Annotated in this window: 22 protein-coding genes; 5 read left to right on the forward strand and 17 right to left on the reverse strand. The window is 69.1% G+C overall.

Annotated features, from left to right (window positions below):
- Positions 1-2 precede the first annotated feature (2 nt).
- Positions 3-1,505, reverse strand: coding sequence for a lysine--tRNA ligase (gene lysS / locus H289_RS0111350; protein ID WP_020100915.1), 1,503 nt, complete (start codon positions 1,503-1,505; stop codon positions 3-5).
- A gap of 24 nt (positions 1,506-1,529) precedes the next feature.
- Between lysS and H289_RS0111355 the strand changes: the two genes are divergently transcribed.
- Positions 1,530-2,777, forward strand: a complete 1,248-nt coding sequence (locus H289_RS0111355; protein WP_029105104.1) for an alanine racemase — start codon at positions 1,530-1,532, stop codon at positions 2,775-2,777.
- Here the strand turns inward: H289_RS0111355 and H289_RS0111360 are convergent.
- From H289_RS0111360 to ftsH, 11 genes are all read right to left on the reverse strand, one after another.
- Complete coding sequence (locus H289_RS0111360; protein ID WP_020100917.1) at positions 2,774-3,574, reverse strand: type III pantothenate kinase; 801 nt, start codon at positions 3,572-3,574, stop codon at positions 2,774-2,776. The two genes, H289_RS0111355 and H289_RS0111360, sit on opposite strands and share 4 nt — an antisense overlap.
- Before the next feature lie 5 nt (positions 3,575-3,579).
- A complete protein-coding gene (gene panD, locus H289_RS0111365; protein WP_020100918.1) occupies positions 3,580-3,987 on the reverse strand; it encodes an aspartate 1-decarboxylase in 408 nt (135 codons plus the stop codon).
- Positions 3,987-4,943: a pantoate--beta-alanine ligase gene (gene panC, locus H289_RS0111370; protein ID WP_020100919.1), complete on the reverse strand. Its 957-nt coding sequence runs from the start codon at positions 4,941-4,943 to the stop codon at positions 3,987-3,989. Before panC ends, panD begins: the two co-directional genes overlap by 1 nt.
- Positions 4,940-5,866, reverse strand: coding sequence for a Rossmann-like and DUF2520 domain-containing protein (locus H289_RS0111375; RefSeq protein ID WP_020100920.1), 927 nt, complete (start codon positions 5,864-5,866; stop codon positions 4,940-4,942). The genes panC and H289_RS0111375 overlap by 4 nt, the downstream gene beginning before the upstream one ends.
- An 80-nt stretch (positions 5,867-5,946) precedes the next feature.
- Positions 5,947-6,999 (reverse strand): DUF6779 domain-containing protein, encoded by a 1,053-nt coding sequence (locus H289_RS0111380; RefSeq protein WP_020100921.1) that lies wholly within the window; start codon positions 6,997-6,999, stop codon positions 5,947-5,949.
- 67 nt (positions 7,000-7,066) lie between these two features.
- Positions 7,067-7,543, reverse strand: a complete 477-nt coding sequence (locus H289_RS0111385; RefSeq protein WP_020100922.1) for a DUF3180 domain-containing protein — start codon at positions 7,541-7,543, stop codon at positions 7,067-7,069.
- Entirely contained in the window at positions 7,543-8,046 is a 504-nt protein-coding gene (folK, locus tag H289_RS0111390) for a 2-amino-4-hydroxy-6-hydroxymethyldihydropteridine diphosphokinase (protein ID WP_020100923.1), read from the reverse strand. Before folK ends, H289_RS0111385 begins: the two co-directional genes overlap by 1 nt.
- Complete coding sequence (gene folB, locus H289_RS0111395) at positions 8,039-8,413, reverse strand: dihydroneopterin aldolase (RefSeq protein ID WP_020100924.1); 375 nt, start codon at positions 8,411-8,413, stop codon at positions 8,039-8,041. The genes folK and folB overlap by 8 nt, the downstream gene beginning before the upstream one ends.
- Entirely contained in the window at positions 8,406-9,200 is a 795-nt protein-coding gene (gene folP / locus H289_RS0111400) for a dihydropteroate synthase (protein WP_029105105.1), read from the reverse strand. The genes folB and folP overlap by 8 nt, the downstream gene beginning before the upstream one ends.
- A gap of 47 nt (positions 9,201-9,247) precedes the next feature.
- Positions 9,248-9,856 carry a GTP cyclohydrolase I FolE gene (folE, locus tag H289_RS0111405; RefSeq protein ID WP_020100926.1) on the reverse strand — a complete coding sequence of 203 codons (609 nt, stop codon included), beginning with the start codon at positions 9,854-9,856 and terminating at the stop codon, positions 9,248-9,250.
- A gap of 8 nt (positions 9,857-9,864) precedes the next feature.
- A complete protein-coding gene (gene ftsH / locus H289_RS0111410; protein ID WP_029105106.1) occupies positions 9,865-12,111 on the reverse strand; it encodes an ATP-dependent zinc metalloprotease FtsH in 2,247 nt (748 codons plus the stop codon).
- 132 nt (positions 12,112-12,243) lie between these two features.
- On the opposite strand from ftsH, the gene H289_RS0111415 reads away from it, so the two are divergent.
- The 3 genes from H289_RS0111415 to H289_RS0111425 are packed head-to-tail and all read left to right on the forward strand — an operon-like array spanning position 12,244 to position 15,067.
- Positions 12,244-13,170 (forward strand): alpha/beta fold hydrolase, encoded by a 927-nt coding sequence (locus tag H289_RS0111415; protein ID WP_020100928.1) that lies wholly within the window; start codon positions 12,244-12,246, stop codon positions 13,168-13,170.
- Positions 13,167-14,351 carry an LLM class flavin-dependent oxidoreductase gene (locus H289_RS0111420; RefSeq protein WP_020100929.1) on the forward strand — a complete coding sequence of 395 codons (1,185 nt, stop codon included), beginning with the start codon at positions 13,167-13,169 and terminating at the stop codon, positions 14,349-14,351. The genes H289_RS0111415 and H289_RS0111420 overlap by 4 nt, the downstream gene beginning before the upstream one ends.
- 5 nt (positions 14,352-14,356) lie before the next feature.
- The gene (locus H289_RS0111425) at positions 14,357-15,067 is read left to right on the forward strand and encodes an SIMPL domain-containing protein (protein ID WP_020100930.1); all 711 of its coding nucleotides are present in this window, start codon (positions 14,357-14,359) and stop codon (positions 15,065-15,067) included.
- Here the strand turns inward: H289_RS0111425 and H289_RS0111430 are convergent.
- Genes H289_RS0111430 through dacB form a run of 5 tightly spaced genes read right to left on the reverse strand, consistent with a single transcriptional unit; the run spans position 15,064 to position 21,273 of the window.
- Positions 15,064-17,280, reverse strand: coding sequence for a molybdopterin-dependent oxidoreductase (locus H289_RS0111430; RefSeq protein WP_020100931.1), 2,217 nt, complete (start codon positions 17,278-17,280; stop codon positions 15,064-15,066). The two genes, H289_RS0111425 and H289_RS0111430, sit on opposite strands and share 4 nt — an antisense overlap.
- 19 nt (positions 17,281-17,299) lie before the next feature.
- Positions 17,300-17,899, reverse strand: coding sequence for a hypoxanthine phosphoribosyltransferase (hpt, locus tag H289_RS0111435; protein WP_036420423.1), 600 nt, complete (start codon positions 17,897-17,899; stop codon positions 17,300-17,302).
- Positions 17,900-17,921: 22 nt separating this feature from the next.
- Entirely contained in the window at positions 17,922-18,878 is a 957-nt protein-coding gene (gene tilS / locus H289_RS0111440; RefSeq protein WP_020100933.1) for a tRNA lysidine(34) synthetase TilS, read from the reverse strand.
- Positions 18,857-19,906, reverse strand: a complete 1,050-nt coding sequence (locus H289_RS0111445) for an Rv3626c family coenzyme F420 biosynthesis-associated protein (protein WP_029105108.1) — start codon at positions 19,904-19,906, stop codon at positions 18,857-18,859. Before H289_RS0111445 ends, tilS begins: the two co-directional genes overlap by 22 nt.
- The gene (gene dacB, locus H289_RS0111450; RefSeq protein ID WP_029105109.1) at positions 19,903-21,273 is read right to left on the reverse strand and encodes a D-alanyl-D-alanine carboxypeptidase/D-alanyl-D-alanine endopeptidase; all 1,371 of its coding nucleotides are present in this window, start codon (positions 21,271-21,273) and stop codon (positions 19,903-19,905) included. The genes H289_RS0111445 and dacB overlap by 4 nt, the downstream gene beginning before the upstream one ends.
- Before the next feature lie 89 nt (positions 21,274-21,362).
- Here dacB and H289_RS0111455 point away from each other — a divergent pair, with 89 nt between their 5' ends.
- Complete coding sequence (locus H289_RS0111455; RefSeq protein WP_020100936.1) at positions 21,363-21,851, forward strand: inorganic diphosphatase; 489 nt, start codon at positions 21,363-21,365, stop codon at positions 21,849-21,851.
- Positions 21,852-21,901: the final 50 nt, after the last annotated feature.

A 21,901-nucleotide genomic window follows, 5' to 3' on the forward strand; every position in this document is an offset into this window, starting at 1 on the left:
TTTCAGTCCGCTTGACGCCGCACAATCGGGAACAAAACCGTGTCCCTAATCGTCAACCCCGTCAACGCCATCAGCAAGCGGTCGAGTCCCATTCCTGTTCCGGTCGTCGGCGGCATCGCATACTCCAATGCGATAAGGAAATCCTCATCAAGTCGCATTGCCTCGTCGTCACCGGCCGCGGCGGCACGCGCCTGCGCCTCGAAACGCTCGCGTTGAATCACCGGATCGATCAACTCCGAATAGCCGGTGGCGAGCTCGAACTTCCGGACATACAGATCCCACTTTTCCGTAACGCCCGGAATAGTGCGGTGGGCGCGAGTGAGCGGCGTGGTCTCCACCGGGAAATCCCGGACGAACGTCGGCGCCCAAAGGTGATCACCGACGGTGTGCTCCCACAGTTCCTCGATCAATTTCCCGTGGCCGTATCCACGGTCGCGGGGAATCTCGGCGCCCAGCCGTTCGGCCACCTTCCACAGGTACTCGACGGAAGTCTCCGGGGTGATCTCCTCACCCAGCGCTTCCGACAACGACGGATACATTTCGACGGTCGCCCATTCACCGTCGAGGTCATAGGTGGAACCGTCCGGCAGCGGGACCATTCGGGTCCCAATGGCCTCGTCGGCAACCTCCTGAATAAGCTCACGCGTCACAATCGCGGAATCGTCATATGTGCCGTAGGCCTGATATGTCTCCAACATCGCAAATTCCGGTGAATGCGTGGAATCCGCGCCCTCGTTGCGAAAGTTCCGATTAAGCTCAAAAACCTTCTCGAAGCCACCCACCAGGCAACGCTTCAGGAACAACTCGGGCGCGATGCGCAGGTACAGATCCGCATCGAGCGCGTTGGAGTGCGTGATGAATGGCCGCGCCGCGGCGCCACCGGGCAGCGTCTGCAACATCGGGGTCTCGACTTCGAGAAAACCGCGACGCTCCAATGCCGAGCGCAATGCCCGCACCACCGCAATGCGCTGCCGGGCGACATTGCGGGCCTCGGGGCGCACGATCAGGTCGATGTACCGCTGCCGGACCCGGGTCTCTTCATTGAGTTCCTTGTGCGCGACGGGAAGCGGTCGCAGGGCCTTGGACACAATTTGCCAGTTCTGGGCAAGCACAGATAATTCACCGCGGCGGGAACTGATGACCTCGCCCTCGATGAACACGATGTCGCCCAGGTCGACGTCGGCCTTCCAGGCGTCGAGCGACTCCTGGCCCACCTTGTCCAGGCTCAGCATGGCCTGCAGCTGCGTGCCGTCGCCCTCCTGCAGCGTCGCGAAGCACAGCTTTCCCGAGTTCCGGGCGAACACGACGCGCCCTGCCACACCGACGATGTCGCCGGTCGCGGTGTCCGCGGCGAGCTCCGGGTACGCCGCCCGCAGCTCTGCCAGGGTGTGGGTACGCGGCACCTCGACCGGATACGGATCGCGCCCCTCGGCCAGCAGCCGCTCACGCTTGGCCTGGCGGATGCGGAACTGCTCGGGAATGTCGGGGCTGTCGGCTTCGCTCACGAAATGCCAGCTTAAATGAAGCCCATGGCCACCAGTTTGGAGCAGTCCGCCGTAGACGCGCTGGACCACGAGCCGATCGACTGGAAATTCAAAGGACTGCCGGCCTCGTGGTGGGGCCAGACCCCTGCTCAGGTGTGCCGTCGACGCCCCAGTCTGTTCGCCGACGGCGCGGTATCGCCGGTGTGCACGCTGCGTACGCAGCCCCTGGTGCACAACATGGTCACCATGGCGCGCTGGTGCCGCCGCCGGGGCGTACAGCTCGCGCCGCACGGCAAGACCCACATGTCACCGCAGCTGCTGGCCCGCCAGCTCGGCGCGGGTGCGGTGGCCGTCACGGCCGCCACCATCAGCCAGGTCCGGGTGTTCCGCGCGTTCGGGGTGCGCCGGATCATCCTGGCCAACGAACTCGTCGACGTCACCGGGCTGCGGTGGCTGGCCGCCGAACTGGACGCCAACCCCGACTTCGAGCTGACGTGCTGGGTGGACTCGGTGCGCGGCGTGCAGCTCATGACGTCCGCGCTCACCGGCCGTCGCCGCCAGGTGGACGTCTGCGTCGAGGTCGGTCAGCCGGGCGGCCGCACCGGCTGCCGCGACGCCGAGACCGCCGACGCCGTGGCGCGCGCGGTGGTGGACTCGGACCGGCTGCGGCTCGTCGGCGTCGCCGGATACGAGGCGGCGACGGGCCATGAGATCGGCGACGCCGCGGTGGCTGCCGTCACGGGCTACCTGCAGACGATGCGGGACACCGTCATCCGGTTGCACCCGCTGTTCGAGACCGACGAGATCTTGGTGACGGCCGGCGGCAGCACGTACTTCGACCTGGTCGCCGACATCCTGACCGGCTGGCCCGAGGGCATGACGGTGCACACCGTCCTGCGCAGCGGCTGCTACCTGACGCACGACGACGGTCTGTACGCCCGCACGACACCGCTGGGCCGTACCGACGACGCCCACCTGGAGCCCGCGCTCAGCGTGTGGGCGCAGGTGCTGTCGCGGCCCGAACCCGACCTCGCCATCGTGGGCATGGGCCGCCGGGACGTGTCGTTCGACCAGGACCTGCCCGTGCCCTACGGACGGCCCGACAGCCGCGTCGAGAAGCTCAACGACCAGCACGCCTACCTGCGGCTGGCACCGGCCGACCAGGACCTGGCCGTCGGCGACTGGCTGGAATTCGGCATCTCACACCCCTGCACGGTGTTCGACAAGTGGCAACTGATCCCGGTGCTCGACGCCGACCACCGGGTGGTCGAGTTGGTCCGGACGTTCTTCTAGCCGCGGCGGGCGTTGCGCTGGTTGCGCTCGAAGACCAGTCGGAGTCCGTCGAGGGTGAGGTTCTTGTCGTAGTGCTGCACGGTCCGCAGATCGGGCAGCACCAGCTGCGCGGTGTGCCCGGTGGCGACGACCGTGACGTTGTGGCCGTCGAAGCCGTCGACGTCGTCACGTACCCGGTTCACCAGACCGTCCACCAGGGCGGCGAAACCGAACACCGCACCGGCCTGCATGCACTCGACGGTGTTCTTGCCGATCACCGATCGCGGCCGGGTCAATTCGACGCGGCGCAGCGCCGCCGACCGCGCCGCCGCGGCGTCCGAGGACACCTGGACACCGGGCGCGATGGCACCGCCGAGGAACTCACCCTTGGCCGAGACGACGTCGACGCAGATCGACGACCCGAAGTCGACGACGATGGCCGCGGTGCCGTACTTGTGGTACGCCGCAAGGCAGTTGACGATGCGGTCGGCCCCGACCTCTTTCGGGTTGTCGACCAGCAGCGGGATGCCGGTGCGCACCCCCGGCTCGATCAGCACGTGCGGCACCTTCGGCCAGTACTGGTCCAGCATCACCCGGATTTCGTGCAGCACCGACGGCACTGTCGACAAACCCGTTGCGCCGAGCAGGTTTTCGGCGTCGTCACCGATCAAGCCGTCGATGGTCAGCGCGAGCTCGTCGGCCGTCACCTCCGACTCGGTCCGAATCCGCCAGTTCTGCACCACTTTTGCGTGATCTCCGGAGCCGGAGATCAACCCGACGATGGTGTGGGTGTTGCGGACATCGATTGCCAGCAGCACCGGCGTTACCGCGGCGACAGCAGGCCGTCGACACCGTCCGGGACGTGCGCGGCGTCGTGCGAGAAGTCGATCTGCCGGTTCTGCGCGTCGACGAAGATGACGTTCGGCTGGTAGGTGCGGGCCTCGGCGTCGTCCATGGTGGCGTAGGCGATGAGGATCACCAGGTCACCCGGGTGGATGAGATGCGCTGCGGCGCCGTTGATCCCGATGATGCCGGTACCGCGCTCACCGGTGATGGCGTAGGTGACCAGCCGGTTGCCGTTGTCGATGTCGACGATGGTGACCTGCTCGCCCTCGAGGATGTCGGCGGCGTCCATCAGGTCGGCGTCGATGGTCACCGAACCCACGTAGTGCAGGTCCGCCTGCGTCACCGTGGCCCGGTGAATCTTGGACTTCAGCATGGTGCGAAACATCAATTCCTCCAAGGTAATTCGTGGCTACCGTCATTGCCGATGGCAGACCCCACATTGGGGTGACCGTCGATCCCTGCGGATGCACCGATATCGATGGCGATGTTGTCCAACAATCTGGTCGTGCCGAGCCGGCCCACCACCAGCAAGCGGGCCGGGCCCGAAGCCGGTGCCGGACCCAGCCATGGGTCCCGGACCTCCAGATAGTCGACGTCGATGGCGGGTACCTCATCGAGGACCGCCCGGGCCGCATCGAGTGCGGCGGCCGCGCCGTGCGACGCGGAGTACTTGCCGGCGAGCAGCGCCGCGGACAATGCCCCGGCCTGTTCGCGCTGTTCAGCATCGAGGTAGCGGTTGCGCGACGACATGGCCAGTCCGTCGGACTCGCGCACGATCGGCACCGCCTGGATGCGCACGTCGAGGTCGAGGTCGTCGACCATCTGGCGCACCAGAACCAGCTGCTGGTAATCCTTTTCGCCGAAGAACGCGCGATCGGGTCGCACGATGTTCAGCAGCTTGAGCACCACCGTCAGCATCCCGGCGAAGTGCGTCGGCCGCGAGCCGCCCTCCAGCTCGGCACCCAGCGGGCCCGGGACGACGGTGGTGCGCTGGCCGTTGGGGTACATCGCGGCAGCGCTGGGCGCGAAGACGATGTCGACGTCCTCGCCCCGCAGCAGCTCGACGTCGGAGTCCAGCGTCCGCGGGTAGGCGTCCAGGTCCTCACCCGCGCCGAACTGCAAGGGGTTGACGAAGATCGATACCACCACGACGGCGCCGGGCACCTTCTTGGCCGAACGCACCAGCTCCAGGTGACCCTCGTGCAGCGCGCCCATGGTCGGCACGAGCATCACGCGGCGCCCTGTCGCGCGCAGCACCCGCGACACATCCGACACGTCGGTCGGGTTGGTGTAGAGGTTCAGCTCGCCGGCGGTGAACTTCGGCGGCCTGCGATCGGTCACTGCGCTCTCCCTGAGTCGTTCAACACGGCGAAAACCTCTTCGGGTGCGTGGGCACGTTGTGCGGTGCGCAGCGACATGGCCCGATATGCCTGCGCCAGTTCGGGATTCACTTCTTCCATGACGCGCAGGTGGGCCGCGACAGCGGCGCCGTCACCCCGGGCCACCGGGCCCGTCAGCGCACTCTGCCCGCGCTGCAGCGCGTTCTCCAGGGAAGCCCGCGCCAGCGGCGCGAGGATGCGCTCGGCGATGCCGGCGGGGTCGCCCGTGACGAGTTCCTGTCCCAGCAGTTCCTGCCCGGCCAGCGCATCGCGCAGGGCTTCGACGGCATCGAGGACGACGGTGATGACGTGATTGCCGGCGTGCGCCAGGGCCGCGTGATAGAGCGTGCGGGCGTCTTCGCGAACCCGGAACGGTTCGCCGCCGATTTCGAGAACAAGGGATTGGGCGATGGCGTAGCCGATGTCGTCGGCCGCGGTGATGCCGAAACAGGTCTCCGACAGCCGGGTGATGTCTTCGTCCGCGCCGGTGAACGTCATGGCCGGGTGGATGGCCAGCGGGATACAGCCCTGCTCGGTCAGCGGGGCCAGCACGGCGATGCCGTTGGCGCCCGAGGTGTGCACGACGATGGTCCCGGGCCGGACCGAACCGGTGGCCGCCAGGCCGGCGACGACGGACGTCAGCTCGGCGTCGGGCACGGCCAGCAGCAGAAGTTCGGCCTTGGCGGCGACGTCGTGCGCGGGCAATACCTGGGTGTCGGGCAGCCGGCGCTCGGCACGGCCGCGCGACGCGTGGGAGATCGCGCTACACGCGACGACGACGTGGTCGGCGCGCTCGAGCGCCACACCCAGCGCACTGCCGACCCGCCCTGCGGAAATGATTCCGACAGTGAGCCGGGCCGGACGCAGTCCGTCGAGCTGCTTCATTGCAGCGACCTCACAATTGGTGGTTTCTCCTCGTTCCAGTCCTGCTCGGCAGGTACCGGACGGTCACCGCAGAGCGTAGCTCAGTCCTCGCGGCGACGTCGACGGCCGCCGCCGCTGGTGTTGGCCTGCAGCCGCGCCAGCAATTCCGCCGCCGGTTGCCCGCCAACGTGCTGACCTGCGGGTTCGTCGTCCGGTTCGGCGCGGCGCCGACGACCGGATGTGACAGGGGTCTCTGTCGCGGGCGGCTCGACGGGGGCCCCGTGGCGGCCGCGGCGCGGCGGTTCGGGGGTCGGCTCGGGAGCGGGCGGGACGACCGGCAGGGTCATGGTCGGCTCGGGACCACGGTCCTGGACCGGCGGCGGAGGCGGCGTCGGTTCCGGCGTCACCGGGGCCCAGTTGCTGCCGGGCTGACCGGCCGGAATCCACTGGCCCTCGGCCGGGGTGGGCTGCCAGTCGGACGGCGCCGGCTGCGGGGGCAGACGGTGCGCGCCACCGAACGGCGGCTGCGGCGGCGGGGGCGGCGGTGCCCAGGGATCCGGCGGTACGTGCGGCTCGGCCGCCACGTCGATGATGGGGCTCTCTTCGGTGTTCGGCTCCGACATCAGGTCCGGCCGGTCCTCGGTGTCGATCCGGCTGGCGACGACGCGGCCGACCGGCGCGGACTGCCCGCTGCGGTCGGTCTCGAGCGCCGGGCGGTGGGCCAGATCGGTGTCGAAGTAGAACTCGAGGTTGGCGCGCAGCGCGGCCAGCTCCGCACGCAGCGCCGCGACCTCGTCGGCCGACTGGGCGCGCAGTTCGGAGGCCAGCTCACGGCGCAGATGCGATTCCAGCGACAGTTCGTATTCGCGACGCGCCGCGATCTCGCGGTCCAGCTGCAGGTCGTACACGAGCTTGAGGTCGCGGGCCCGGGCCTGGTCCAGATCGGCCTGGCGCCGGTAGATGAACGAGGCGAACGCCGCCGCCACCGCGGCCCACAGGGCAATGACCACGGCGAGTTTCAGCAACTCGACCTGATCGGTGAACACCAGCGCGGAACTGGCGATGATCGCGAGCACCAGCAACGCCGTCAGCAGCAACCAACCCGGCCTGCGGTTCGCACGCCTGCCGCGCGCAGCCCGGGTCGGATCGATCATGGGCTGACTGTACCGTTTTGCCTTCCCATCGCAGGTCGACCGACACCCCGTCCGGACGGATCGTTACCTATTCGGTTGCGCCGTCGGACTTCTCCGGCGGGTCCAGCGGTGCGCGGCAGCAATGCTGCAACCACAGACTCGCCACCACCAGGGCCAGCGCACTCACCGCGGCGACCGTCACACCCGGGAAATCGGCCGCGGCCACCCGCAGTACACCGCGCCGCGGGAGCACGTAACCGAGCACGCCGAGCCACCAGCCGAGGGCCAGCGCACCGACCCAGGCCGACGCCTTGGCCACCACCACCGACCGCGCGACCGCCAGCGGATGGATCCGGCCGGCCCCCACCCCGATGGCACCGTCGCGGATCTTGGCCCGCAGGAAGAACGCCCAGCCCGCCTCCACGGCGGCAAAAACCAACAGCGACAAGCCCGTCCACACCGTGATCGGTGGGAACCAGCGGTACACCACGATCACCAGCAGGTACGCGACGACCGTGGCCAGCGCCGTGCCGATCGCCAGGTCCCGCTTCCGGGTGGGTCCCATCAGGGCACCAGCGCCAGGTCGGTGCGGCGCACGCCGTCGCGCTCGCCGGCGTCGATGGCGGCCAGCAGCTCGGTGACCGGAACACCTCGCAGTTGGGCGGCGGGGTCGGCGGCCAGCCACGGCACCAGCACGAAAGCGCGCTGGTGCGCCAGCGGATGCGGCAATGTGAGGACCGGATCGTCAGAGCGCACTTCGCCGTCGCCGTCGTGGCAGCTGACGATGTCGACATCGAGAGTTCGTGGGCCCCAACGCTGTTCGCGCACCCGGTCCGCCGCGTTCTCGAACTCGTGGGCCCGCCGCAGCCAGCCGGGACCGTCGAGGCCGGGATCGTCGGCCAGCAGCACGGCGTTGAGGAACGGCCCCTGCTCGACACCGCCCCAGGCCGCCGTCTCGTAAACCGGGGAGACGGCCCGGACCCCACCGCGCAGCCCCGAGACCACCGACTGCAGGTGAGCGAGCCGGTCGCCCAGGTTGGAGCCGATGGAAAGAACGACGCTAGCCACGACCGCCCCGCCTCGACCGGCGCGCCACGACCGCAACGTCCTTGAACGTCAACGGGATCGGCGCACTGGGCTTGTGCAGCACCACCTCGACGGCGTGGACGCGCTGGTCGGTCATCACCGAGTCGGCGATCTCGGCCGACACCGTCTCGATCAGATTCCGCGGCGGCCCCGCGATGATGTCGGCGGCCTGCTGCGCCAGCGCGCCGTAGTCCAGGGTGTCCGACAACTCGTCGCTCATCGCGGCCGCGACCAGGTCGATCCACACCGTGATGTCGACAATGAAGTCCTGCCCGTCCTGCCGCTCGTGGTCGAAGACGCCGTGGTTGCCACGAACGGTCAAGCCCCGCAGTTCGATTCGATCAGCCATGCCAGGCCCCCACCACCTTCACCGCATCAACCGACGCCTGCACATCATGCACCCGCACTCCCCACGCGCCCTGCTGCGCCGCCAGCGCCGAGATCACCGCGGTGGCCGTCTCCCGGCCGTCGGGTGCGCGCGGCGTGCCGTCGGCATCGGCCAGCAGGGTGCCAAGGAACCGCTTGCGCGACGCCCCGACCAGCACCGGGATGCCGGTGGCCACGAATTCGGGCAGCGCCCGCAGCAGCGCCCAGTTGTGCTGCGCCGACTTGGCGAAGCCCAGACCCGGATCGATGATCAGGTTGCCCGGATCGACGCCGGCCGCCACCGCGTCGTCGACCGCGGTGAGGAGTTCGGCCCGGACATCGGCCACGACGTCGGCGTACTCCGGGATCCGGTGCGGCTGCTCGGCATCGACCTCGCGCCAGTGCATCAGCACCCACGGCACCCGCGCGCCCGCCAGCAGCGGGGCCATGTTCGGATCGGCCCGGCCACCTGAAACGTCGTTGACGATGTGCACGCCGCATTCCAGTGCGGCCTCGGCCACGTCGGCGTGCATGGTGTCGACGCTGACCGTGATGCCTTGTGCGACAAGCTCTCTGATCACCGGCAGGATGCGGCCGCGTTCGACCTCGGGATCCAGCCGGGCGGCGCCGGGCCGGGTGGACTCCCCACCGACGTCGATGATCTGCGCTCCCTGGGCCGCCAGCGCCAGACCGTGCTCGATCGCGCGATGGTGGTCGAGGAAGCGTCCACCGTCGGAGAACGAGTCGGCCGTGACGTTGACGACGCCCATGACCTGCGTGGAAAGTGTCACGGCCTGGGCGAGCGGAGCGACGGGATTCACTTCCGCAGGATCAGATCCAGCGCCTCGGCTCGCGACGACGCGCAGGTCTTGAACTGGCCGCGCACCGCCGAGGTGGTGGTCACCGCGCCGGGCTTGCGGACCCCGCGCATCGCCATGCACAGGTGCTCGGCCTCGATCACCACGATGGCGCCCTGCGGGTTCAGCTTGCGCATCAGGGCGTCGGCGATCTGACCGGTCAGCCGTTCCTGCACCTGGGGCCGCTTGGCGTACAGGTCGACCAGGCGGGCGATCTTGGACAGCCCGGTCACCCGGCCGTCCTCGCCCGGGATGTAGCCGACATGCGCGACGCCGTGGAACGACACCAGGTGGTGCTCACACGTCGAGTACATCGGGATGTCCTTGACCAGCACGAGCTCGTCGTGGCCCTCGTCGAAGGTGGTGTCGAGCACCGAGTCGGGGTCGGTGTACAGCCCGCCGAAGATCTCCTCGAAGGCGCGGGCGACGCGGCCGGGGGTGTCCCGGAGCCCGTCCCGGTCCGGGTCCTCGCCCACGGCGAGCAGCAGCTCACGCACTGCTGCTTCGGCTCGATCGTGATCGAACTTCGGCGGGGTGAGCCTGGCCGAATGGATCTGCGACCGCGTCATCTATGCGCCTACTCGTCGTTGGGCTTGGCAGGCGGCGGTGCCGGCTGCTGCGGATACGGCTGGTAGCCCTGCGACGGGCCGGGTTGTCCCCAGCCCGGCTGCGGGTACCACTGGCCCTGCTGGCCGTGGTGGCCATGGCCATGCTGCGGCGGCCAGCCCGGGGCCTGCCAGCCCGCGGGTGCGCCGTAGTTCGGCTGGGTCTGGCCGTGCTGGGGCTGGCCGTTCGGCGCGGCGTGCGCGCCGTTGGTGCCGTTCACCCCGGCTCCGGCCGCGGCCTGGCTGGCCGCGGCGATGGCCGCCTTGAACGCCGGCTCCTTTACAGGCGGCGGCCACGGCTCGCCGCGCTCGATGGCCAGCTCGCCCGGCGTCTTGATGGGCGGCTTCTCCGACGGGATCCGGCCACCGAAGTCGTCGAACATCGTCAGGCGGGGCCGCTTCTCGACGTCGACCAGGATGCGCTCCAGGTCGGGGCGGTGCAGCGTCTCCTTCTCGAGCAGCTCGCCGGCCAGCGTGTCCAGCTGGTCGCGGTACTGCGTCAGCACGTCCCAGGCTTCGGTGTGCGCGGCCTCGATGAGCTTGCGGACCTCGTCATCGATGAGCTGCGCGACCTCGTGGCTGTAGTCGGCCTGCGTGCCCATGGTGCGGCCCAGGAAGGGGTCGCCGTGTTCGGTGCCGTACCGGACCGCGCCCAGCCTCGCGCTCATGCCGAATTCCGTGACCATGGCACGCGCGATCTTGGTGGCGTTCTCGATGTCGGACACCGCGCCCGTGGTGGGCTCACGGAAGATCAGCTCCTCGGCGGCGCGGCCGCCGATGGCCATCACCAAACGCGCGATCAGTTCGGAGCGGGTCTGCATGCCCTTGTCGTCCTCGGGGACGGCGACGGCGTGCCCGCCGGTGCGGCCGCGGGCCAGGATCGTCACCTTGTACACCGGGTCCAGGTGCGGCATGGCCCAGCCGGCCAGCGTGTGCCCGGCCTCGTGGTACGCGGTGATCTTCTTTTCCAGCTCGCTGATGATGCGGCCCTTGCGGCGCGGACCACCGACGACGCGGTCGACGGCTTCCTCCAGCGCCGGACCGGTGATCACGGTGGCGTTCTCGCGGGCGGTCAGCAGCGCGGCCTCGTTGATGACGTTGGCCAGGTCGGCGCCGGACATGCCGACGGTCCGCTTGGCCAGGCCGTCGAGGTCGGCGTCGGGGGCGATGGGCTTGCCGGCCGAGTGCACCCGCAGCACGGCCTTGCGGCCGGCCAGGTCGGGCGCCGAGACCGGGATCTGCCGATCGAAGCGGCCGGGACGCAGCAGCGCCGGGTCCAGGATGTCGGGCCGGTTGGTGGCGGCGATCAGGATGACGCCCTGGCGGTCGCCGAAGCCGTCCATCTCGACCAGCAGCTGGTTCAGCGTCTGCTCGCGCTCGTCGTGGCCACCGCCCAGGCCGGCGCCGCGCTGGCGGCCGACAGCGTCGATCTCGTCGACGAAGATGATGCACGGGCTGTTCTGCTTGGCCTGCTCGAACAGGTCGCGGACGCGGGAGGCACCGACGCCGACGAACATCTCGACGAAGTCCGAGCCAGAAATCGTGAAGAACGGAACCCCGGCCTCACCGGCGACGGCGCGCGCCAGCAGCGTCTTACCCGTTCCGGGCGGGCCGTAGAGCAGCACGCCCTTGGGGATCTTGGCGCCGAGGGCCTGGTAGCGGCTCGGGTTCTGCAGGAAGTCTTTGATCTCGTAGAGCTCTTCGACGGCCTCGTCGACACCGGCGACGTCGGCGAAAGTCGTCTTCGGCATGTCCTTGCCGAGCATCTTGGCGCGCGACTTGCCGAAGCCGAAGCCCATGCGGCCGCCGCCCTGCATGCGGGAGAACATGAAGAACAGGCCGACGAGCAGCAGCAGCGGCAGCAGGTAGATCAGCAGCGAGCTGAGGATGCTGCCCTGGTTCACGACGGTCTTGGTCTTGACGTTCTTCGCGTTGAGCGCATCGAACAGCGGCACCGCGTAGCCCGTCGGGAACGACGTGATGATCTTGTTGCTGTTGTCGGTGTCGGCGCTGACGCTCTTCAGGTCCAGCCGGACCTGCTGTTCGCGATCGTCGATCTGGGCGCCGGTGACGTTCCCGGCGTTGATCTGAGCGACCGCCACAGACGTGTCGACCTGGTGATAACCACGCGTGTCATCACTGAAATAGAAGAAAGACCAACCCAGCAGCAACACGACCGCGACGACGGTCAGGGTGCGGATGACGTTTTTTCGCTTCATCGACATATTTCGGCCGGCGAATACTCGTCGGCCAGGTCCTTCCGATACACAGATGCGGGATAGTTCACAGGTTACCGCTATGCAAACGATCGGCAGTTCCCGGAGGGAAACCTGTGCTTTGGTGAAACGGTGATGACGTCCACCAAACGGTCAGTCGAGACCAATGGCGTGCAGTTGCAGGTCACGGAGGCGGGTGACCGTGGCGCTCCCGTCGTGGTGCTGGCGCACGGGTTCCCGGAACTCGCACACTCCTGGCGGCATCAGATTCCCGCGCTCGCCGCGGCCGGCTACCACGTGCTCGCACCCGACCAACGCGGCTACGGCGGCTCATCACGCCCGCCGGCCATCGAGGACTATGACATTGTCCACCTCACCGGGGACCTGGCCGGCCTGCTCGACGACGTCGGCGCCGAGCGCGCGGTGGTCGTCGGGCACGACTGGGGCTCCCCGGTGGTGTGCAACTTCGCGCTGTTGCACCCGGACCGGGTGACGGCCGTCGCGACGCTGAGTGTGCCGCCGGTGCCGCGGGCGTCGGCGCCGCCGACCGAAATCTGGCGCCGGCGGGTCGGCGACAACTACTTCTACATGCTGTATTTCCAGGAACCCGGCGTGGCCGACGCGGCCCTGGGCCGCGATCCGTACAGCTCGATGCGCCGGATGGTCGCCGAGGAGGGCTTCGCGGCACCACCAGACACGCTCGTCGACCACCCGCTGCCGCCGCTGCCCGACTGGCTCACCGAAGACGAATTCGAGCCGTATGTCACGGCTTTCACCGAGAGCGGCTTCACCGGACCACTGAACTGGTACCGCAACTTCGACCGCAACTGGGAGCTGACGGAGACCACCCCCGCACCGACCATCACGGTGCCGACGCTGTTCGTGGCCGGCAGCGCCGACCCCGTACTGACCTTCACGCCACGCGACCGGGTCCGGGACGTCGTCGCCGGCGACTACCGCGAGGTCATGATCGACAGCGCCGGGCACTGGCTGCAGCAGGAACGTCCCGACGAGGTCAACGCGATACTCATCGAATTCATCGACGGATTAGGACTGAAATGACTGGTCGCCCACTGGATTTCGGAGCTTTCATCACACCGTTCCACCCGGTCGGCCAATCTCCCACCACCGCACTGGAATACGACCTGGAGCGCACCACGGCGCTGGACCGGCTGGGGTACGACGAGGTCTGGTACGGCGAACATCATTCCGGCGGTTACGAATTGATCGCCTGCCCCGAGGTTTTCATCGCCACGGCGGCCGAACGCACCAAGAACATCCGGTTCGGAACCGGCGTGGTGTCGCTGCCGTACCACCACCCACTGATGGTCGCCGACCGCTGGGTGCTGCTCGACCATCTGACCCGCGGCCGGGTGATGTTCGGGACGGGCCCGGGTGCGCTGCCGTCGGACGCCTACATGATGGGCATCGACCCGGTGAACCAGCGGCCGATGATGCAGCAGTCGCTCGAAGCCATCCTGGCCCTGTTCCGGGCCGGCCCCGACGAACGCATCTCGCGGGAGACCGACTGGTTCACGCTGCGCGACGCCGCACTGCACATCCGGCCGTACACCTGGCCGTATCCCGAAATATCTACGGCGGCAATGGTTTCCCCATCCGGGCCGCGACTGGCCGGACAGCTGGGCACGTCGCTGCTGTCGCTGTCGATGTCGGTACCCGGCGGCTACGCCGCCCTCGAGACGACGTGGGACCTGGTGTGTGACCAGGCCAAGAAGGCCGGCCGGCCCGAGCCGGACCGGCGGAGCTGGCGGGTGCTTGGCGTCGTGCACCTGGCCGACACCCGGGAGCAGGCCATCGAGGACTGCACCTACGGCCTGGAGGACTTCTCGAATTACTTCGGCGCGGCCGGCTTCGTCCCGCTGGGCAGCCAGACCGGTCCGGCGCCGACGTCCCGGCAGTTCGTCGAAGACTATGCGGCCAAAGGCAATTGCTGTATCGGCACGCCCGCCGACTGCATCGGCTATATCCAGGACATGCTGGACCGTTCCGGCGGCTTCGGCACGTTCCTGATGCTGGGCCACGACTGGGCGCCGCCGGCGGCCACCATGCACTCGTACGAACTGTTCGCCCGTGAGGTGATCCCGCATTTCAAGGGTCAGCTCACCGCGCCGCTCGCCTCGCACGAATGGGCAAAAGGCCTGCGCGACCAGCTGTTCGGCCGGGTCGGCGAAGCCGTCGGCAACGCGATCGCCGAGCACACCAAAGACGCGTCGGTACGCTGAAAACCATGCCATTTGCGACCCGACGTACTGCCGCCCTGACCCTTGCCGGAATAGCGATCGCCACGGCTGTCGGCGTCGCCGGTTGTGGTTCCGACGACGCCAAGCCGGAGAGCCGCCAGGTCACCGTCGTCGGCAACGGCAAGGTCCAGGGCACGCCGGACACCCTGAACGTCACCGCGTCCATCGAGGCGACCGCGCCCGACGTCACCGCCGCCATGAACCAGACCAGCAGCCGCCAGCAGGCGGTGATCGATGCACTGACCGGGGCCGGTATCGACAAGAAGGACATCGCTACCAAGCAGGTCGAGCTGCAGCCCGACTACCGCGACTCCGTCATCACCGGATACCGGGCCAGCAACACCATCGACATCAAGGTCCGCAAGCTCGATACCGCGTCGCAGGTGCTGGCGAAGATCGTCACCGCGGGCGGCAATGCCACGCGGATCAGCAACGTCGCCTACTCGATCGACGACGACTCGCAGCTGGTGAAAGATGCCCGCACGCATGCCTTCAACGACGCCAAGGACCGCGCCCAGCAGTACGCGCAGCTGTCCGGGCTGAGCCTGGGCAAGGTCGTCTCGATCTCCGAGGCCACCGGCGGCACCACCCCGACGCCCATGCCGGTGCCGCGGATGGCCATGGCCGAATCCGTGCCGCTGTCCCCCGGCCAGCAGACCGTCAGCTTCTCGGTGACGGTGATCTGGGAGCTGGGTTAACCCGCCGCCGAGATTTCCACCGGAATCCCGTTGAGCACCGCGGTACCCGACAGCCGGTCCAGGTGGGTGCCGTCGTTGAGCTGGTTGACGTTGACGCCGGGATGGCTGCTCGCGAGCTGCTGACCGGTGCCACCGCGGTTGTGGCCCCAGCCGTGCGGCAATGACACCACGCCGCGCCGCATCACGTCGGTCACCTCGATCGGCGCGAGCAGTTCGCCGCCCGGGCCCTTGATGATGGCGATGTCGGTGAGACCGAGATCGGCGGCGTCGTCGGGGTGAATCTGCAGGGTGCAGCGGTTGGAACCACCCGAGAGCGCGGGCAGGTTGTGCATCCAGCTGTTGTTGGAGCGCAGGTGGCGGCGGCCGATCAGCAGGAAACCGCCCGCCGAGCGGCTCAGCGCCTCGCGTAGCCGCACCACGTCCGCCACGATCGGTTCCGGCGCGAGTTCGATTCTGCCGCTGGGGGTTCGGAGCACCTCGGGGATTCTCGGCTGCATCGCGCCCAGATCGATACCGTGCGGATTGGCCTTGAGCTTCTCGAGTGTGAGGCCGTCGGGCTTGGCGCCGAATGTGTCACCGTAGGGCCCGAGCCGCAGCATCATGTCGAGGCGGCGCTCGTAGCCGGGGGCCGCGGGGAGCCTGGCGGTCAGTTCGTCGACGTCGCGTCCGGCGACCGGCGAATCGGGGTCTTGCGTCTCCTTGGCCAAGGTCATCGCGATCACCTGCGCATCGACCAGTGCGGGATCCGCTTGTGCCCCAAGGCCGGACAGGACCAACGCGATACGCGACAGAATCTCGGCCTCGCCGGGCCGGTCGTCCAGCGGCAGCACCGGCGGCGAGTAGCGCACGTTGTTGCGCACCGCGAGGTTGTTCAGCAGGACGTCGAAATGGGGACTCTGCGAGGGCGGGGGCGGGGGCAGGATGACGTCGGCATGCCGCGTGGTCTCGTTGAGATAGGGGTCGACCGACAGCATGAATTCGACACTGTCCAAGGCCTTGTCGAGCCGGTCGCCGTCCGGCGCGGACAGCACGGGATTCCCGGCGATGGTGATCATCGCCTTGATCTGCCCGTCGCCCGCGGTATCGATCTCCTCGGCGAGCGCGGTGGCCGGCAACTCGGACATCACCTCGGGGTACCCGGACACCCGGCTGGCCCACCGGCCCGTCCGGAACCCGCGGCCGGGCTTCGGTGGCCGCGGCGCCGGGACCGCCGCACCCAGCGGGAACATCACCCCGCCGGGCCGGTCCAGGTTGCCGGTGAGGATGTTGACGACGTCGACGAGCCAGCTGCCGATCGTGCCGAATTCGACTGTGGAGGTGCCGATCCGGCCGTACACCGCCGCCGTCGGCGCCGCCGCGAGTTCGCGGGCCAATTCGCGGATCTCGTCGGCACCGACGCCGCAGGCCTGTTCGACCGCTTCGGGCGCGAAGTCGGCGGCCAGCGCCCGGACCTGCTCGACGCCGATGACGTACTCGGCGTTCGCACCGAGATCGACGAGGCCCTCGTCGAACAGCACGTGCACGACGGCCAGCAGCAGCGCGGCGTCGGTCCCGGGGCGCGGCGCCAGGTGCCGGTCGGCGAGCTTGGCGGTCTGGGTACGCGCCGGGTCGATCACGACGAGCTTGCCGCCGCGCTTCTTCAGCGCCCGCAGCTTGCCGGGGAAGTCGGCGGCCGTCGTCACGCTGCCGTTGGACACCAGCGGATTCGCGCCGATGATCACCAGGTGGTCGGTGCGGTCGAGGTCCGGCACCGTGAACGCGCCCGGGCTGCCGAACATCAGGCCCAGCGCAACGTGTTTGGGCATCTGGTCGAGGGTGCTGGCGCTGAACACCTGGCGGGTGCCCAGGGCTTTGAGGATCAGCGGGGCATACAGCGCGCCCGCGATCGTGTGCGCGTTCGGGTTGCCCAGGTACACCCCGACCGACGCGCCACCGTGCGCGGCGATGACGGCGCCGAGCCGTTCGGCGACGACGGCGTAGGCCTCGTCCCAGGTGGCCTCGGTCAGCACGCCGTCACGGCGGACGAGCGGGCGGGTCAGCCGGTCGGGATCGTTGTCGAGCTCACCGAAGCTCGCGCCCTTGGGGCAGATGAAGCCCGCGCTGAAGACGTCGTCGTGGTCACCACGCGCGCCCGTGACACGGCCGTCGTCGATGGTGAGGGTCAGGCCGCAGGTGGCTTCACAGAAGGGGCAGATCCGGAGCGCGGTAGGCATGCCTGCGATTCTGCGCCCATTAGCGCTGTTCGTACACCTTCGGATCGAGCGTGCCGATGTACGGCAGGTCGCGGTAGCGCTCGTCGTAGTCCAGGCCGTAGCCGACGACGAACTCGTCCGGGATGTCGAACCCGATGTGCGCGACGTCGATGTCGGCGCGCATGGCGTCGGGCTTGCGCAGCAGCGTGCACACGCGCAGCGTGCGCGGGCCGCGGGTCGCCAGGTTGCGCAGCAGCCACGACAGCGTCAGGCCGGAGTCGATGATGTCTTCGACGATCAGCACGTCGCGGCCGCTGATGTCGCGGTCGAGGTCCTTGAGGATGCGCACGACGCCCGACGACGAGGTCGACGACCCGTACGAGCTGACCGCCATGAACTCCAGCTGCGTCGGCAGCGGGATCGCGCGGGCCAGGTCGGTGACGAACATGACCGCGCCCTTGAGCACCGTGATCAGCAGGAGGTCCTGGTCGCCGGAGTCGGCGCGATAGTCCTCGGCGATGAGCGCGGCCATCTCGGCGATGCGCGCCTGAACCTGCTCCTGAGACAGGAGAACCGACTTGATGTCACCCGGATACAGCTCCACGGCAACAGCGTGCCACGTTGCCTCGCCGAGTACCAAGACCGTCCCATTCGGCGGTCGCTCACACGGGCCTGGCGGCGACGGTGAGCAGTCCCGCGCGGCGGGTGACGATCAATCGCTGGTACCGCAGCGGCGAGCTCACGGCGGCGCCGCCCTGCCCGTGCCAGTCCGCCACGAGCGCGTCGACGGCGCGCAGCTGTACGTCCGTGAGTGTGGTGGCGCCGACGCTCAGCAGCCAGCCGCGGATCACCCGGCGCCGCAGCGCGGCGGGGAGGTCCTCGAGGCCGGCGACGGTGAGGCCCTCGCTTTCGCGCAGGGCGGCCAGGTGCCCGGCGGCCAGGGCATCGAGGGCATCGTTGTCCTCCCGCAGCGCAGCGGCCGTGCGGGCCAGCGCCGGCGCGACGCCACCGGCCAGCACGTCCTCCAGCAGCGGCAGCACCTCGGTGCGCAGCCGGACCCGGGTGTAGCGCGGGTCGGTGTTGTGCGGGTCCTGCCACGGCGTGAGTCCCAGCTCGGCGCAGACGGCTTCGGTGTCGGCGCGCCGCACCTCCAGCAGGGGCCGACCCCACGGCGGGTCCCAAACCCGCATGCCGGCAATGGATCTCGGGCCCGAACCGCGGCCCAGGCCGAGCAACACCGTCTCGGCCTGGTCGTCGAGGGTGTGCGCGAGGAGCACCGGTGCCTCACCACGGGCGGCGTCCAGGGCGGCATAGCGTGCGGTGCGGGCCGCGGCTTCCGGCCCACCGTCGGTGCCGACGTCAACAGAGATCACTTGTGCGTCAACGCAACCCAGCTGCCGGGCCTGTGCCGCCGCAGTGGCGGCCACGTCGGCCGATCCGGCTTGCAGGCCGTGGTCGACGATCAACGCGACGGTCGGCTTGAGGGCGGCGGCGACGGCGGTCAGTGCCAGCGAGTCGGCGCCGCCAGAGAGCCCGACGCACCACCGGTCGGCCGGGTGCCGGCGCGCGAAGGCGGTGACGGCCGCGCGCAGCGGGGTCAGAGCACTCGATCGATCCATCGCCGCGGCTCGTCGATTTCGGTTGGCAGCGGCAAGGTTTCGGCATCGGTCCAGACCGCGTTGAACCGCTTCATGCCGACGGTCGACACCACCTCGTCGACGAACTTCTTGCCGCGGGTGTACTGGGCGATCTTGGCGTCGACACCGAGCAGGGCGCGGACGATCCGTTGCAGCGGAGACTGTTTGCGATGCCGGCGCTCGTCGAACCGGCTACGGATGGTGGCGACCGACGGCACCACCGCCGGACCGACGGCGTCCATCACATGGTCGGCGTGCCCCTCCAGCAGCGTCCCTAGCACCAGCAGCTGATCCAGCGCGCGCTGCTGCTCGTCGGACTGCATGATGCGCATGATGCCAAGGATGCCTTGCGAATTCGCGTCGGCGTCGCCGTCACGCTGCGCCCGCACGTACTCGGCCAGCCGGCCGATGACGTCACCGGCATCCAGACCGGATTCGTCCGTCAGCACAGCGAGCGCCTGCGACATGTGTTCGGTGAGCCACGGATTGGCGCGGAACTGCACGCGGTGCGTCACCTCGTGCAGGCAGACCCAGAGCCGGAAGTCGGTGGGATCGACCTTCAATTGCCGTTCGGCGGCAAGCACATTCGGCGCGACCAGCAGCAGCTCTCCACCATTGGCGGCGAACGGGTCGTACTGCCCGAGGATGCCCGACGACACGAACGCCAGCACCGCGCCCGTCTGCGCGCCGGTGATACGTCCGCCCAGCTTCGCGGCCAGGCCTGTGGGGCTCGAGGTTTCGCCGCCCGTCATCACCCGCATGGACTCGGTCGCGGCGCGCACCCAGTCCTGCCGATCGACGACGCGCGCTTCGGGCACTTCAGCGCCCTCGTTGAGCAGCGTCACCTCCCGCACCGGGAGCTCGGCCCGCCGCGCCGAATCGGCGAGCTGCGCGCGCACCTGGTTGCGGGTGTAGTCGGTGGTCTCCGGTTCCGGGCGGGTCAGCTTCGCCCCGACCGTGGCGGCGAAGCCCCAGTCGACGGCGCGGCCGACGGTCGGCGTCCGGCTCACGTGCCGCACCCGCAGGACCGGAACGCCGCGGCGAGGGCGTCCAGCGCGGTGCGTCCCTCCGGACCGGCGTTGTTCGAGATGAGCGCGAAGGTCAGGACCCGTCCGCTCTGGTCGGTGACGATGCCCGCCAGGGCGTTGGTGCCGGTCAGCGAACCGGTCTTGGCGCGCAGGTAGCCGGCCGACGAGGTGTCGGCGTAGCGGTTCCACAACGTGCCGCTGCCGCCGGCGATCGGCAGGACGTCGAGCAGCGGACGCAGACGGGGCTCGCTGGTGCCCGCGGCGGCGTTGACGACGTCGTCGAGGACCGCCGCGGTGAGCCGGTCGTTGACCGACAGACCGCTGGCGTCGAACAGCGTCGCACCCGAGGTGGTCAGTCCCGCCTTCGCCAGCTGCCCGAGGACGGCGCGGACCCCGCCGTCGAAACTCTGCGGCTGGTTCACCGCGGCGGCGACCTCCCGGCCGATCGACTCGGCCATCACGTTGTCGGAGGCGCCCATCATCTCGCGCAGGCGCTCGATCAGCGGCGGGGACTGCACCGCGGCGAGCTGCTGACCACCGGCGGGGGTGGTGCGGAGCGTCACGTTGGCGGGGTCAACCCGCAGGGCGGCCGCCAGTGCGCGGCCGGCATCGAGGGCCGGTGTCGTCGAGCGCTTGGACTCGACCGTGGTGGGCTGGACGCGACCGGCGTCGACCATGACCGATTGGATCGGGGCCCAGTCGCCGCCCTCGATGTCGGCGACGTCCCAGCCCGGCGCCATGGTCGGGCCGGAGTAGAGGCTGGTGTCGACCTGAATGGCGCGAGGTGTGACGCCGGCCTTGCGGACCTGGTCGGCCAGGTCGGAAATCCGGGCCGCATCGCCGTACCAGGTGTCGGTGCCCGGCGACGCCGCCGACAGCGTCGGGTCGCCGCCGCCCTTGAGCACCACGACGCCCGGGCTGTCGCCGGACACGACCGTGGTGGTCAGCCGGGCGTTGCGGTCGAGAGTCAGCAGGGCCGCGGCCGCCGTGAGGGTCTTGTTGGTGGATGCCGGCTGCAGCGGGATGTTCGCGCCCTGCGCCCACAGCTCTGTCCCGGTGATGGCATCGGTGATCCGGCCACCGAGCATGCCGAGATTCGGGTTGGCGGCCAGCGGCGCCAGCACGGCGGCCAGCTGCGCGGGGACCACTTGCGGGGCGGCGTCGGAGACCGGTTGCACCGCAGGTCGGGGCGAGACGAGCGCGGGTTGCGGCTTGGCCGTCGCCCCGGCTGCCGGGACGGCGTCGTGCCGCGTCATCACCGCGGCGGCCGCCACCAGCGCGGCAACCAGCACGAGAACTGCCACACCGATCACCAAGTGGGTCGATCGGCGCCACCGGGTGGGCCGCATGTTGCTCCTGAACTCGTACGGGTCACTCAGCAGGGTATCGCTCGTCTAAGGTGTAGCCCGTTATCAGCACAGAGCTAAGGAGTCTCCCGGTGGAGCACGAAGTCGTCATCGAGATCCCCAAGGGTTCGCGGAACAAGTACGAAGTGGACCACGAAACCGGGCGAGTGAAGCTCGACCGCTACCTCTTCACCCCCATGGGTTACCCCACCGATTACGGGTTCTTCGAGAACACCCTCGGCGAGGACGGCGACCCGCTGGACGCGCTGGTGCTGCTGACCGAGTCGGTCTTCCCGGGCTGCATCGTCGTCGCCCGCCCGGTCGCCATGTTCAAGATGACCGACGAGGCCGGCGGCGACGACAAGCTGCTGTGCGTGCCGGCCGGTGACCCGCGCTGGGACAACGTCCAGGACCTGAGCGACATCTCGGAGTTCGAACTGGACGCCATCAAGCACTTCTTCGTCCACTACAAGGACCTGGAGCCGGGCAAGTTCGTCAAGGCCGCCGACTGGGTCGGCCGCAAAGAGGCCGAAGAAGAGCTGGCCCGCTCGATCGCCCGGTTCGAAGAGCAAGAGCACTAACTTTCGTTTTCACCGAGCCTGACCCGCCGTACCCTGGAAAGCAGCGGCGG

The sequence above is a fragment of the Mycobacterium sp. 360MFTsu5.1 genome (assembly GCF_000383495.1).
GTDB lineage: Bacteria > Actinomycetota > Actinomycetes > Mycobacteriales > Mycobacteriaceae > Mycobacterium > Mycobacterium mucogenicum_B.